The sequence below is a fragment of the Acetonema longum DSM 6540 genome, assembly GCF_000219125.1.
Taxonomy (GTDB): Bacteria; Bacillota; Negativicutes; order Sporomusales; family Acetonemataceae; genus Acetonema; species Acetonema longum.
Genome location: NZ_AFGF01000066.1, coordinates 17,870 through 32,128 on the forward strand (window position 1 = coordinate 17,870; position 14,259 = coordinate 32,128).

The 14,259-nt window shown below is 51.4% G+C and carries 13 protein-coding genes; 2 read left to right on the plus strand and 11 right to left on the minus strand.

From position 1 onward, the window contains the following. Positions 1 to 71: 71 nt before the first annotated feature. The 10 genes from groL to thiL all read right to left on the minus strand — a co-directional run bounded on the left by groL (position 72) and on the right by thiL (position 9,855). The gene (gene groL, locus ALO_RS08270) at positions 72 to 1,718 is read right to left on the minus strand and encodes a chaperonin GroEL (RefSeq protein ID WP_004094726.1); all 1,647 of its coding nucleotides are present in this window, start codon (positions 1,716 to 1,718) and stop codon (positions 72 to 74) included. 33 nt (positions 1,719 to 1,751) lie between these two features. Then, positions 1,752 to 2,036 (minus strand): co-chaperone GroES, encoded by a 285-nt coding sequence (gene groES, locus ALO_RS08275; RefSeq protein ID WP_004094727.1) that lies wholly within the window; start codon positions 2,034 to 2,036, stop codon positions 1,752 to 1,754. Between the two features lie 423 nt (positions 2,037 to 2,459). Continuing rightward, positions 2,460 to 3,041: an ANTAR domain-containing response regulator gene (locus ALO_RS08280; RefSeq protein ID WP_040292991.1), complete on the minus strand. Its 582-nt coding sequence runs from the start codon at positions 3,039 to 3,041 to the stop codon at positions 2,460 to 2,462. A 5-nt stretch (positions 3,042 to 3,046) separates the two neighbouring features. Beyond that, entirely contained in the window at positions 3,047 to 4,465 is a 1,419-nt protein-coding gene (locus ALO_RS08285) for a sensor histidine kinase (RefSeq protein ID WP_004094731.1), read from the minus strand. 62 nt (positions 4,466 to 4,527) lie between these two features. After that, positions 4,528 to 5,856 (minus strand): radical SAM protein, encoded by a 1,329-nt coding sequence (locus tag ALO_RS08290; protein ID WP_004094734.1) that lies wholly within the window; start codon positions 5,854 to 5,856, stop codon positions 4,528 to 4,530. A 185-nt stretch (positions 5,857 to 6,041) separates the two neighbouring features. Continuing rightward, positions 6,042 to 7,085 carry a tRNA (adenosine(37)-N6)-threonylcarbamoyltransferase complex transferase subunit TsaD gene (tsaD, locus tag ALO_RS08295; protein ID WP_004094736.1) on the minus strand — a complete coding sequence of 348 codons (1,044 nt, stop codon included), beginning with the start codon at positions 7,083 to 7,085 and terminating at the stop codon, positions 6,042 to 6,044. Positions 7,086 to 7,170: 85 nt separating this feature from the next. Next, entirely contained in the window at positions 7,171 to 7,659 is a 489-nt protein-coding gene (gene rimI / locus ALO_RS08300; RefSeq protein WP_004094738.1) for a ribosomal protein S18-alanine N-acetyltransferase, read from the minus strand. Further along, the gene (gene tsaB, locus ALO_RS08305; RefSeq protein ID WP_040292992.1) at positions 7,623 to 8,345 is read right to left on the minus strand and encodes a tRNA (adenosine(37)-N6)-threonylcarbamoyltransferase complex dimerization subunit type 1 TsaB; all 723 of its coding nucleotides are present in this window, start codon (positions 8,343 to 8,345) and stop codon (positions 7,623 to 7,625) included. The genes rimI and tsaB overlap by 37 nt, the downstream gene beginning before the upstream one ends. Next, positions 8,305 to 8,802: a tRNA (adenosine(37)-N6)-threonylcarbamoyltransferase complex ATPase subunit type 1 TsaE gene (gene tsaE, locus ALO_RS08310; RefSeq protein ID WP_004094742.1), complete on the minus strand. Its 498-nt coding sequence runs from the start codon at positions 8,800 to 8,802 to the stop codon at positions 8,305 to 8,307. Before tsaE ends, tsaB begins: the two co-directional genes overlap by 41 nt. A 36-nt stretch (positions 8,803 to 8,838) precedes the next feature. Continuing rightward, complete coding sequence (thiL, locus tag ALO_RS08315) at positions 8,839 to 9,855, minus strand: thiamine-phosphate kinase (protein ID WP_004094743.1); 1,017 nt, start codon at positions 9,853 to 9,855, stop codon at positions 8,839 to 8,841. A gap of 207 nt (positions 9,856 to 10,062) precedes the next feature. Here thiL and ALO_RS08320 point away from each other — a divergent pair, with 207 nt between their 5' ends. Together ALO_RS08320 and alr are read left to right on the plus strand one after the other, a co-directional pair. Next, complete coding sequence (locus ALO_RS08320; RefSeq protein ID WP_004094745.1) at positions 10,063 to 11,652, plus strand: sigma 54-interacting transcriptional regulator; 1,590 nt, start codon at positions 10,063 to 10,065, stop codon at positions 11,650 to 11,652. Then, a complete protein-coding gene (gene alr / locus ALO_RS08325; protein WP_004094747.1) occupies positions 11,649 to 12,761 on the plus strand; it encodes an alanine racemase in 1,113 nt (370 codons plus the stop codon). Before ALO_RS08320 ends, alr begins: the two co-directional genes overlap by 4 nt. A 47-nt stretch (positions 12,762 to 12,808) precedes the next feature. Here the strand turns inward: alr and thiC are convergent, their stop codons facing one another. Beyond that, positions 12,809 to 14,110 (minus strand): phosphomethylpyrimidine synthase ThiC, encoded by a 1,302-nt coding sequence (thiC, locus tag ALO_RS08330; RefSeq protein ID WP_004094750.1) that lies wholly within the window; start codon positions 14,108 to 14,110, stop codon positions 12,809 to 12,811. Positions 14,111 to 14,259 lie beyond the last annotated feature (149 nt).

Consider the following 14,259-nt stretch of genomic DNA (forward strand, 5'->3'; position numbering starts at 1 on the left):
GCTACAAATTAGCTACATTGGCGTTATAGACAGTGTCAAAATCCCTTACTTCGTAGGATTTACGACCCTTCTTACATCATGCCGCCCATACCACCCATACCACCCATGCCGCCCATGCCGCCCATGCCGGCGGGAGCAGCAGCTTCTTTTTCCGGTTTATCAGCGACCAGAGATTCGGTGGTGAGCACCATAGCCGCGATGCTGGCGGCATTTTGCAGTGCAGAACGGGTTACTTTCGCCGGGTCAACAATACCAGCTTTGATCATGTCGACATATTCTTCAGTGAGGGCGTTAAAGCCAACGCCTTTACCGGCCTTCTTCACGCCTTCCACGACCACGGAGCCTTCCAGGCCGGCATTGCAGGCGATTTGGCGAACCGGTTCCTCGATGGCGCGTCTGACGATCAGGATACCCGTTTTTACTTCGCCGGTTTCATTCAGCTTATCCAGGGCGTCCTGAATATCCAGGTAGGTGGTGCCGCCGCCGGGTACGATGCCTTCTTCTACAGCAGCGCGGGTAGCGTTCAGGGCGTCCTCGATGCGAAGTTTCTTTTCTTTGAGTTCTACTTCGGTAGCAGCGCCGACTTGAATAACAGCTACGCCGCCGGCCAGTTTGGCCAGACGCTCCTGCAGTTTTTCTTTGTCGAAATCGGAAGTGGTTTCTTCGATCTGAGACCGGATTTGGTTCACACGTGCTTTGATTTCATCAGCCTGACCGGCGCCGTCAACGATAGTAGTCTCTTCTTTTGATACCCGGACCTGACGAGCGCGGCCCAGATCTTCCAGAGTTACGCTGTCCAGTTTGCGGCCCAGTTCTTCGGTGATCACTTTGCCGCCAGTGATGATGGAGATGTCTTCCAGCATGGCTTTACGACGGTCGCCAAAGCCGGGAGCCTTAACAGCGACGGCCCGGAAGGTGCCGCGCAGTTTGTTAACAACCAGAGTAGCCAGAGCTTCGCCTTCCACATCTTCAGCGATGATCAGGAGCTCTTTGCCCTGCTGCACTACTTTTTCCAATACCGGCAACAGGTCAGCGATAGCGCCAATCTTGCGGTCGGTGATCAGAATGTAGGGGTCGCTCAGGACAGCTTCCATTTTGTCGGAATCAGTGATCATGTAGGGGGAGATGTAACCGCGGTCAAACTGCATGCCTTCCACTACATCCAGATCGGTGCCCATGGTTTTTGACTCTTCGACAGTGATAACACCGTCTTTTCCCACTTTTTCCATTGCTTCGGCGATCAGTTTGCCGATTTCGGCATCACCGGCGGAAATCGAAGCAACCTGTGCAATGGCTTCTTTGGTTTCGACCTTTTTAGAGTTCTTCTTAATTTCTTCTACCAGAGTGACAACTGCCTTCTCAATGCCTTTTTTCACGATCATCGGATTAGCGCCGGCAGCAACATTGCGCATGCCTTCACGGATAATGGCCTGAGCCAGGAGAGTAGCGGTAGTGGTGCCATCGCCAGCTACATCGTTGGTCTTGGTGGCGACTTCTTTAACCAGTTGAGCACCCATGTTTTCAAACGGATCTTCCAAATCAATGTCACGGGCAATGGTTACACCGTCATTGGTGATAGCAGGAGCGCCAAATTTTTTATCCAGCACAACATTGCGACCCTTAGGTCCTAAGGTTACTTTTACAGTATTGGCGAGGGCATTTACGCCTTTCTCAAGCGCGCGGCGCGCTTCTTCGTCAAACAGAATTTGCTTTGCCATTTTGTTTTTGCCTCCTTATGTATTCGTGATTCCTTATTCCACGATAGCCAGAACGTCTCTCTCACTGAGGATAAGATATTCTACACCGTCAATTTTTACTTCAGTGCCAGCATATTTGGAGAAAATGACCTTGTCCCCTTCCTTAACATCCAGAGCTACTCTCGTACCGTTCTCAAGCACTTTACCGGTACCGACAGCCACAATCTTACCTTCCTGAGGTTTTTCCTTAGCAGTGTCGGGCAGCACAATACCACTCTTGGTTTTTTCTTCTCTTTCCAGTGCCTTGATAACAACTCTGTCGCCCAATGGCTTAATCATGAACAATGACCTCCTTTATAATTATGCTTTTGCTTTTTAATTGTTAGCACTCACTTAACATGAGTGCTAATTCCAATAACTATAATATAGAATTTGCCGCTAAAAATCAAGGGGTTTTGCAATGAAATTTTTCGTTTTCTTCAAGTGTTTTGGCAGGGAAAGCCAAATCTATGGTTTACTGAGCCAGTACTGTTTATACATCAAAGCAAAAATAAGACACCAAGATGGCGGTGTCTTTTTCGGTGTTTATTGCAAAACTCATCTACAGTCTCGAAACAGATACCGTTCAAAACGGTTCAGATGCTAGGTAAGAGCAACGCCTGCTTTGTCGTACTAGTGAAGAATTTAGGTGACCTTTCAGCTTGTGAGAAATCATCCACTATTACCCATTTCCCGAAAAGCACGAATTTTTCAACGGTCACCCTATTTTTTCTTGGTGGCGGCGCTAATGATCGATTCCGCCACTTCCCGGATGGATTTTCGCTTATTCATGCTATACTGCTGAATGCGACGATATGCTTCAGTCTCGGAGAGCTGATAGGCGTCCATCAGAATGCCTTTAGCCCGGTCCAAAATTTTACGGATCTCCAGAGAGTTTTTTACATCCTCCAGTTCCTTTTCCAAGTCAGTAAGTTCCTGAAAGCGGGACAAGGCAATCTCAATTGCCGGAAACAGATTAGCTTCTTTCACCGGTTTGACCAAATAGGCCAAGACCCCTGAATCTTTCGCCTTTTCCACAATCTCTTTCTGGCTGTAGGCAGTCAACAGCAGTACCGGCGCCAGCCGTTCGTTGGAAATAGTTTTTGCGGCGGTGATGCCGTCCATTTCCGGCATTTTGATATCCATAATGACCAAATCAGGCTGAAATTTTCGCGCCAGTTCTATTGCCTTGGTACCGTTCACCGCCTCGGCAACCACGGTATGACCCGCTTCTTCCAGAAGTTCTTTCAGATCCATACGGATTATTGATTCATTGTCAGCAATAACTATACGCAGTGATTGCATGTTCATCATCCTCCCTCTCCGACTCGGGGAACCGTAATTGAGGCTCGTGTACCACTATCAGAGTATATGCGGAATTGGCCGCCTAAATCATCTTCAATTAATTTTCGCACGATTTGCAGTCCCAAACTGCGCGAATTCTGCGGATTAAAATCAGGCGGCAACCCAATACCGTTATCATAGATATCCACTTGATGAAAGTCCTTAGTGGTTACAATATCGATTCCGATCACACCTTCACTTAACCCCACGAACCCATGCTCCAGGGAGTTTTGGATCAGTTCATTTACGGCCAAAGCCAGGCTTGTAGCCTGCTCGGAGGGCAAGATTACCGTTTGGCCGTTAAAAACCGTTTGGATATTAAAATCCGGTTCCAGCATATTTTGGATCACCAAGTCGAGAATATTCTTGACCACCTCAGCCACATCAATGATCTCTTTATCCTGCTGGGACAAAAATTCATGAACCACCGAAATGCTCAAAATACGGTTAATACTTTCTCTCAGGGCGGCTTTTACCTGCATGGAGTTGCTGCGCCTGGCCTGGAGCCTGAGCAGGCTGGCCACGGTTTGCAGATTGTTCTTCACCCGGTGATGAATTTCCTGAATCACCGCCGACTTAATCAGCAGTTCCTTTTCTTTTTTCTTCAGTTCGGTGACATCAGCAAGAATCACAATAGTCCGTCCAACCTGATCGCCTGTCACAATGGGAATGGCCCGCATAGCCAGAATCATGTTGCCGATTTCCCACTCGGTCTCCTGAGGCTGTTTGACATGGGCGGCCTTTTGCGCCAGGCGTATGTTCAGCTGGCGATCATACATTTTCCGGCCTACGATTTTACCGATGCCCAATATCTTATAAACGTTTACGGTCGCCGCATTGGCGGCTATAATCAGTCCCCGCTCATCGATGATCATAATCCCATCTCGGGCTGTCAAAGGACGATATACTTTTTCCAGTGCCGGCACTTGGCAGGAGATTAGCAATTGATAGGCCGTATGCACTAAAATAGGATGGTCAGTGCTGGTTTCTTCAAAACTGGCTTCAAAACTGGCAACCGCAATGATGGTCCCGGTGTCATCACAAATGGGATATGTGCGCATCTCCAGGGCATCCATCCCCAAAGCCCATTCACGCTGGCCGGATATGTTCTCTCCTGACTCAAACGTCCGCCATACCAGAGGTTCCTCGGAAGCATACACCGTTGTCCCCAGCAGGTTGGGTCTATATTGTATAAAGCCGGTATTAGGCTTAGCCTGGGCAATGATGACCAGATAATGGTCTACATCCGATTTAGCATAAATGGTAATTTGCGCATAAGCGATATCACTCGCCAATTCCAGAATGCTTTCCACAACCTGCAGTTTTTCTATCTGTGAAAGCGATAAACTCGTAGTTTTCCGACAAATTTCTTCTGTGACTCCCATAAGCGCTTTCACCCCTTGCTTATAAAGTGAATATTATTCCACCCTATTGCAAAAAAATCCTCTTATAGCAAAACAATTTCCGTCCCTTTTGTGTCAGTTTCTAAGTAGGACTGTCCAGTCAAGTCCTTTCCAGCTGCATCAAATGATATTTGCGGTATACAGATCAACTGAGGGTTCACATCGGCCAATTTCGCGTCCAGAACGGCCTGATAGTCACTGACCGTCAACAATCCAGCGGCTTGAATCACTCCGCCGAAAAATTCGGCAGGTACGCCGGCGGTTATGACGCCCGGCTCATCTTGCCAAACTTTTTGCCATAAGGGATGGGCTGATTCGGAAGTTAAGAGTAAAGTACGCCCGGCCTGTTTGGACCGGATAGTCGACAGGATTCGGTCAACCAGACTATAGTCAATATCATGATACATAACTAAACCGGGACGTTGATGCTGGGACTGGCTTATTACGGCGGAAAATCGTTGCCCTGACCGCTCCAGTTCAATGCTGACAGGGGAAGTCGCCTGAGATACTGCCTGAAAGGTCTCCACCCGTGAACGAACCGACTGCCCGTTCACAGTCCTGATGACATCGCCCCGCTGAATGCCGGAGACGGCAGCCGGTGAGCCGGCAATCACCCCCGCTACTTCTGGCTGTGTATCCTCCGGTACAAAAGGCTCTATCGTTAAAGGAGTTTGCAGTTCAGCTGCCGTCCGCTGCCCCTGCTGCCGCAGCTCCCCAATAAGGTCCCGGGGGTAGCGGCATGAATCCGGCGCATAGCGGGTATACCCCGGAATAAACAGCCGAATGGTGTCAGCCCGGTTGTCATCCAGATAATGGCAGGTAGCAAATACATCCTCCCAGCCTGCGATATGGGGCATAGCCACTAAACTGCCATGATAGGGGATTCCATACTGATAAAGCAGCTCGGGGCTCTCTAATGCCACCGGCGCTTGACGGTCCTGCATCAGTTTCAGGCGGCCGCATAGTGTGGCGCTGTTCAGGGAGAGATTGATTTCAATCCGGCCAAGGTCAGCCAACTTCCTGACCGTTTCCCGGGTTAAGAGACTGCCGTTGGTGGTCACCTGTATCGGAGTATCAGGCATACGCCATCGCAAATCTTGTAAGATAGCTAAAAATTCAGGATGAGAAAAAGGTTCCCCTTCTTCCAGGCGTGAGATCGACTCGCCAATCACGATGCGGCGTTCCGGGTCGAGAAACCCAGCCAGTTCTCTCACCTCTTCCCGGGACAAAGGAGGAATCCGGTAGGTTTTTACCGCAGCCGGATTGTGCCGGTGACTGCAAAATATACACGCCACATTGCAAACTGAAGTAACCGCCAGGATATTGGCGGAGCTGGCAGAATGGGCCAAAAGATATTTTAAATAACCTGTCATGAGTCTCCGTTTCTTCCGTATGGATTATGCCGATCAACTTGTCCACTCTTTCCCGATGCTTATCCACAATATCCACAGGTTTATCCACAGGATATTCAGGTGTTTTTAGCGATTTCGTGGGATATTTAATCACATTATCCACAAATGTCATTTTATTTTTTTCCACAAAGAGATTCCAGTGAATTTTAACTTTCACCCAACCGCAAACCGGGTATAGCATTGAGATGAAAATTTGAACACAGACCGGCTTGTTGTTTATAATGTGCCCGGCAGGCAATCATGGCGGCATTATCAGTACAAAGAACCGGCGGCGGGTAATAAAACCCAATAGCCCGCTCCTGGCACCTGACTGTCAGCTCTGCCCGCAAACGACTATTAGCGGCCACGCCGCCAGCGAGGCAAACCGTCGAGGCACCTGTCACCTGTACGGCCTGCAATGTTTTCTCCGTCAAGATGTCAATCACCGCCGCCTGGAAACTGGCCGCCACATCCGGGAGGGAAACCGTCTCCCCCTTCTGTTTCACCTGGTTAAGATAGTTGAGCACTGCCGATTTCAGACCGCTGAAACTAAATTCGAAGTTATTCTGTCCGTGCAGGGCCCGGGGAAAGGCAACCGCTGTCGGATCGCCATCCTTTGCCAGCCGGTCGATCTCCGGCCCGCCGGGGTAGGGAAGCCCCATAACCCGGGCGACCTTATCAAAGGCCTCTCCAGCCGCATCATCCCGGGTTTGTCCTAATAGTTGAAATTGGTTATAATCCTTCACATGAACCAGGGAAGTGTGTCCGCCAGATACGACCAGGGCGACAAAAGGAGGGGTCAGGTCCTTATGCGCTAAAAAATTGGCAAAAATGTGACCTTCCAGATGATTGACCCCCAACAGAGGCAGTTCTTTAGCAAAGGCCAGCGTTTTGGCCGCCGCCACCCCTACCAGCAAAGCCCCGACCAAACCCGGACCATAGGTCACGCCGACGCCGTGAATATCATCCAAACCGATGCCGGCTTCCCCCAAAGCCTGATCAATCACTCCCATAACATTTTCGATGTGTTTGCGGGAGGCAATTTCCGGCACCACGCCGCCAAACCGTTGGAAAATCGGCACCTGTGAAGATATCACATTCGAAAGGATAGTTCGCCCGCCTGCTACGACAGAGGCGGAGGTTTCATCGCAGCTAGTCTCAATTCCCAGCACCAACTGCCCTAAAGCAGCCGGCGGCTTTTCATTCGCCATAGTACCTCCCCTGGAACCTTTTATAGTAATCGGCATAACATATAACACAATCACCTTAACAGCCACAAAGTGGCTGTCTCTTTTTTTATAATCTTAACTGCTCAAAGGACTTCAGCCACAGCAACAAAGCGTCTTCTTTCGGCTCAGAGTAATAACCGGGCCGTATGCCATACTCGACAAAACCCATCTTGGCATATAGAGAACGGGCCGTTTGGTTCGACACCCTGACCTCAAGGGTCATGCTTTCGGCTCCCAGGATTTGAGCGCGGCAGATCAAAGCCAGCATCATTCGCCTCCCCCATCCCTTTCCTTGATAGGCCGGAGCAATGGCCACATTCATCACATGAGCCTCATTGCATACCACCCAAATACCGGCATAGCCTACAATATGGCCCTGCCATTCAGCAATCAGATAGTGAGCCAAGTCATTATAATTCAATTCTTCCTCAAATGTCGCCCGGGACCATGGTGTGGAAAAACAGGCCTGCTCCAAGGTCACAATAACATCAATATCATCCAGTCCCATCCAGCGAAAAATCAGTCCTGCCTCGCGTTGCCCTGTCTCTTCTCCCATAATTCCTCCGCCTCGGACCGCCTGATATATTGGGGTTCCAATGTCTTACAATCATGTACAATTCCTTGCTGCAGCATCTTCCGACCCAATAAGGCCACACTGCCGGCCCTTGGCAGGATGCAATGGGGCGGCGCCAGCCATATATCGGCGCCGGCTTGTTGCGCAGTCTGAATTTCCTGCCGAAACATCACGGCGGCTTCGCCCATGGCCACCACTGGCTGCGAAAGCTGTGTCAGCTCCCCCAGCGCCTCGGTAAAGGAACGGACGGTTGGCGGAGTTACTTCTATCAGAGTTTCTCCCTGCCAGCGATAAAGCGCCAAGTAAATATTACCTTTTTGCGCATCCAGCATCGGGGCCAGAATCCCTCCTGGCGCCGGATTGCCATAGGCTAAGGCAGCCAGCGTCGGCACTCCCACAATTGGGATTCGCAAAGCGTAGGCCAGGGCCTTGGCCGTTGCCAGGCCGATTCTCAGGCCGGTAAAAGAACCCGGACCACTGCTGATAGCTACCGCCCCCAGATCTTTTTTATCAACCTCCGCCAATTCCAGGAGCTCTGCTATGTGCGGCAGCAATCGTTCCGAATGGGTCTTTTTTGTCTGTTGCGTTATTTCCGCCAGCAAGGTATCATCGGCGGTCAGAGCCACACTAGATACCAGCGTGGTCGTGTCTAAACCGAGTATCAGCAATGGCTGTCCACTCCTTTAACAATGTCTCGTATCTGCCGCCCTGGGGCTTAAGGGTAATCGATCGGGAGTTTGGCTCCGGGCCGGCATCCAATATAATCCAAAGGTAAGCGTCCGGCAAAGCAGACGGGAACTTATCCGCCCACTCGATCAGGGTAATACTGCCGACGCCGCTGTATTCCTCAAAGCCAATATCCTGTAGCTCCTCCGGAACCGCCAATCGATACCAGTCGTAATGATAAAGTGTATATCTCCCCTGATATACGTCCAGGACAGTAAACGTCGGGCTGGTGATTTCCACCTCAATCCCTAATCCGGCGGCAATGCCCTGCGCCAATAAGGTTTTCCCGGCGCCCAGATCACCCGACAGGCATAGTATATCCCCGTCTTGCAGCAATTGAGCAAATTCCCGCCCAAATGAAAAAGTCTCATCCGAGGTAGAAGTATAATAGCGTAACATAGATAATAAGTACTCCTTTGTGATTCCTACCGATTTTCAGCCTCTAAAATGATTGTAGCCCCGCGGTTCCAACAGTTGGCTCTCACCCTGCCGGTTTAAAAGATATACAGCCGGTCCGGTCCCTGTGACCTCCCCTACTACCGTTAACGGTAATTCAGGATGTGCCGCCCGTAATTTCGTCAGATTGGCAACCGGCATGGTAAATACCAGCTGATAATCTTCACCGCCGAACAATGCATAGTCTAAAACATCCCGGTTAAAGAACCCGGCGGTCATTTCTACCGCCGGCGAAACGGGAACAGCCTCCTGCTGTAAGCAGAGAGCCACGCCGCTGGCTTTAGCGATTTCGTTGGCCTCGCTGGCCAGGCCGTCGCTGATGTCGTTCATGGAGGTGGCGCCGAAACAGGCTGCCAGCTGCCCGATTTGAACCTGAGGTTCCGGCTGCAGGTGAGCCTGGACCAGGGCTGAAATTCGCTCTGCCCCGCCGGCTTTCCGCCAGTCGCCGTAATCCAGCCAAGCCAGCCCTGCCGCCGCATCACCCAGCATGCCGGTTACTATGACTTTGTCGCCTTCCCTGGCGCCCGAGCGCAACACGATCCTCTCGGGAGTCACCTCTCCGGTCAAAGTTACGTTGATTGCCAAATAATCGGGAATGGACACAGTATCACCGCCTATGATGTTCACCCCATAGCGATGACAAATAGCTTTCATTCCCTGGTACAGTTCCTGTATATACTCCACAGAAATCTGGGGGGGAATAGCAATAGAAACCACGGCATGCCGGGGAGCGCCGCCCATGGCCGCAATATCGCTGATATTAACAGCCATGGATTTATACCCCAGCTGCCAGGCTGTCATATAGTGACGTTTAAAATGGATGGTCTCCACCAGCATATCGGTCGTCAATAGTTGAAGACTCCCTGGAGCCGGGCAATAAGCCGCGGCATCGTCGCCGATACCGGTTCGGACCGTTTCAGGCGTAACAATAGTCCCCTCTTTCAGGATATTGATTAAGCCAAATTCACCCACAGTTTTAATCGTTCTAACAGTCATAACCATCACCTGATCTGTTTCATTTTTGTTGCTGCATGATAAAATTTTACCGCGTTCTTCTATCTTTTTGTCTTCTGTTTTCTGGAAGCATTTCCTGCATGGCTAGTATACCACAAGCGAAAAAAAAGTTGTAGAAAATACGGCAGAGAAAAGGATTTCGCCCCCTGACGGTAAACTGTATTATAGACACCGATGTTAGGAGGCGCTATGAACTCCATTCGTTTGAAAATCAGCAATGTAGACCGGATGGGTTTGGTCCTTGACATATCCCGGGTTGTCGCGGCGCATCAGGCCAATATCAGTTCCATGGAAGTGGAGCTGAACACTGTATACCTAGAAATCGGGCAGCTATTGCCGGCGGAAAAAGCGGAAATCATCCAGTCTCTTGCTGCTATTCCGCAGGTTACAGTTGTTACGGAGATCAACCTGATGCCTTACCAGGAACGAACTGAACAAATTCGGGCGGTCATGGCCTCAGTCAGCGATGGCATCATTGCGATTGACTGTCAGGCCAGGATCACCCATTATAACCCTGCTGCCGAACGAATCGTACGTATTCCCGGAGAACAGGTGCTGGGCCAGCCTCTGATCTCATTTTTTCCGCCCGACATGCCTCTGTTGGAGGCGTTGCATTTTGGCGCGGTCTACAACAACCGGGAAATCGTACTGAAGAAAACCAACAGCCATTACCTGGCCAGCGGTCGTCCGATCCTGGACCAGTCCGGACGGATTATTGGAGCAGTAGCTATCCTGAAGGATATTTCCGATGTCCGGGATTTAGTGTATACGGTAACCGGCCAGCTGACCATGTCCTTTCACAGTCTCACCTATGCCAGCGAAAGCATGCAGCGCTTAGTCGCCACTGCCAGAACCGTAGCCAAAGGAAGCTCCACCGTATTAATCCGGGGCGAAACCGGCACCGGCAAAGAACTCCTGGCCAAAGCCATCCACCTGGAATCCGCCAGGACGGATCAGCTGTTTGTGCCGATCAACTGCGCCGCCATTCCCGATACTCTGCTGGAAAGCGAACTGTTTGGCTATGAAGCCGGGGCCTTCACCGGCGCTAACAAAGGCGGTAAGCAGGGTCTATTTGAGTTCGCCCACGGGGGAACTATCTTCCTGGATGAAATCGGGGAATTGTCAACGCAACTGCAAGCCAAGCTACTGCGGGTCCTGCAGGACGGACATATCCGCCGGATTGGCGGCATGCGGGAAATTCCGGTGGACGTCCGAATTTTAGCGGCCACTAACCGCAACCTCGAAGCCATGATCGCCGAACGCAAGTATCGAGAAGATCTATACTACCGTTTAAATGTAATCCCCCTGGTAATCCCGCCGCTGCGGGACCGCAAAGACGATATTCCGCTGTTAGCGCGAATGTTTTTACAACGTTTTGCCGCTAAAATGCAAAAAAATATAAATACTATCAGTGAAACCGCGCTGTATAAGTTAAATCATTATTACTGGCCCGGCAATGTACGGGAACTGGAGAACGTAATGGAGCGCTGCGCCAATATGATACGAGGTTCAATGGTGCTGGCGGAGCATATCTCGTTTGGCTCTGCCTGTACCCTTCCCGATCCGGATAACCCCAAAACACTGCGCGGCTTATCCCAGACAGTTGAGGATGCTGAACGGGAAGTTCTTACCGCCGCCCTCAGGCAATACGCTACTTCCCGTCAATTAGGCGCGGCGTTGGGCCTGTCCCATACCGCCGTTCTTAAGAAATTGCAGAAATACGGACTGAAACTGCCGCCCCGCCCGCCTATGCAGCCAAACAGAAAGGACAAATCATGAGACCAACCTTTGCTCAAATTAATCTGGCGGCTATCCGCCATAACCTGCAACAGGTAAAACAGACAATAGCCCCCGGCGTCCGGATCATCGCCGTGGTAAAATCCAATGCCTATGGGCATGGCGCCGTTCCGGTAAGCCGCGCCTTGTTAGAGGCCGGAGCGGATTCACTGGCAGTAGCCCTCCCGGAAGAAGGAGTACAGCTTCGGGAAGCCGGCATTCAGGCTCCTATCCTGGTACTGGGGATGTTCCTGCCGGAACAGGCCGGCTTGTATGTGGAATACGACCTAACCGCCGCAGTTGTTACCGAGAGATGTTTGACCGCTTTGGCCGAGGCTGCCCGCCGTAAAACATCCTATGCCACTGTCATGGTAAAACTGGACACCGGGATGGGGCGCATCGGCATCTTTCCATCACAGCTTTTATCCTTCCTGGAAATGATCAAGCAGCGTAAAGAGCTTCGTTTAGCAGGTATGTTTACTCACCTGGCCTGCGCCGACGCGGCAAATAAAGATCACGCCTGCAGCCAGTTAGCTATTTTTCAGTCTTCTGTCCAGCAGGCCCGGGAACACAATATCCTCCTTCCGCTTGTAAGCGCGGCCAACAGCGCCACCATCATCGACCTGCCGCCCGGACACTGTTCCGCCGTCCGTCCCGGCATCATCCTGTACGGCCTTCCTCCCTCACACGAAATGCAGCAGCACCTGAACCTCAAACCGGCTATGGAGTTAAAAACCCGGGTGGTGTATGTAAAGCATGTCCCGGCCAACACCTCAGTCAGTTACGGCTACACTTACTCTACCAGTCAGCCTACCTGGCTGGCTACCCTGCCCCTGGGTTACGGCGACGGCTACAACCGGCATCTGTCCAATAAGGCCCAGGTTTTAATCGGCGGCAAACGTCGCCCGGTCGTAGGCAGGGTATGTATGGACCAGATCATAGTTGATATCGGCGACACCTGCGATGTAAAAATAGGTGATGAAGCCGTACTGTTCGGCCGTCAGGGCGCCGAAGAGATCAGCATTGCCGAACTGGCCGACCTAAGCGGCACCATTAGCTATGAGCTGCTGTGCGCTATAAGCGCCAGAGTACCCAGGATATATGTTGACTGATTATACTAAAACCCTTAATGCCGCAAGCATCAAGGGTTTTATCTGTTTTAGCAGGATTCGGGACTTTTTCCGAGGTATTGTCCCACAATTTTCATGGCGCAATAATTGCCGCACATGGAACAGGCTTCGGCGCCGCCAGGGTTTCTGGCTTGGCGATAATTAGCCGCTTTGACTGGATCGATGGCCAGTTTGATTTGCCTATCCCAATCTAAGGCTTTCCTGGCCTTAGACATCTCCAGATCCCATTCCCAGGCGCCTTTTACGCCTTTGATGATATCGGCGGCATGGGCCGCAATACGTGAAGCCATGATACCTTCCCTTACATCGTCAATATTCGGCAATCCCAGATGTTCGGCCGGAGTTACATAGCAGAGGAAGTCGGCGCCGGCAGCTGCGGCCAAAGTACCGCCAATTGCCGCAGTAATGTGATCATAGCCTGGAGCCACATCGGTTACCAAAGGTCCAAGCACGTAAAAGGGAGCGCCTTTGCACAACTGCTTCTGAAGTTTCACGTTGGCTTCAATCTGGTCATAGGGCACATGGCCCGGACCTTCCACCATGACCTGCACCCCTCTGGCCCAGGCCCGGTCCACCAGTTCACCCAGGATTAGCAGTTCCTGGACCTGAGCCCGGTCGGTGGCATCGGCCAAACATCCCGGCCTCAGTCCGTCACCCAGACTCAATGTTACATCATATTTTTCGCAGATCGAGAGAAGATCATCAAACCGCTCATACAAAGGATTCTCCTTGTCGTTATGCAGCATCCAGCCGGTCAAAAAGGAGCCCCCGCGGCTGACAATATCCGCCGTGCGGCCCTGCTGACGCAGACGGGCAATCGTGGCCTGGGTCACACCACAGTGCACCGTCATAAAATCAGCGCCGTCTTTGGCCTGTTTTTCAATCGTAGCCAGCATATCGTCGCCGGTCATGGCAATGATGGATCCCCGGTCGCGAATCGCCTCTACCGTGGCCTGATAAATCGGCACAGTCCCTACCGCGATCGTAGACTTGGCAATAATCGCCCTGCGGGATGCGTCAATGTCATCCCCGGTACTGAGATCCATGACCGCGTCCGCCCCTGCCGCAATAGCTGCCGCCAGTTTATCCAGTTCCGGCGCCAGATCAGGATAGGCGCTGGAAGTGCCGATATTGGCATTAACCTTAGTGCGAAGTCCCAGGCCAAAACCTCGTGGTTCCAGGGTGGCATGGTTAATGTTAGCGCACAGGGCAATTGTGCCCTCGGCCACGCGCTGTCTAATCAGTTCGGTTTCCAGACCCTCGTATTCAGCCACCTGGCGCATAGCATCGGTTATTCTACCGGCCCGGGCCTGCTGCATTTGTGTAGCCATGGTATCTTCCCCCTTATTCATAATTGACAAGAAACAAGCCCGCTTTGCGGAGCTTTTTCCGTCTTGACGAGAAACAAACCCGCTTTGCGGAGCTTTTTCCGTCTTGATAAAAAGACAGCCATTCAACCTAAATTGGTTAAACGGCTGTC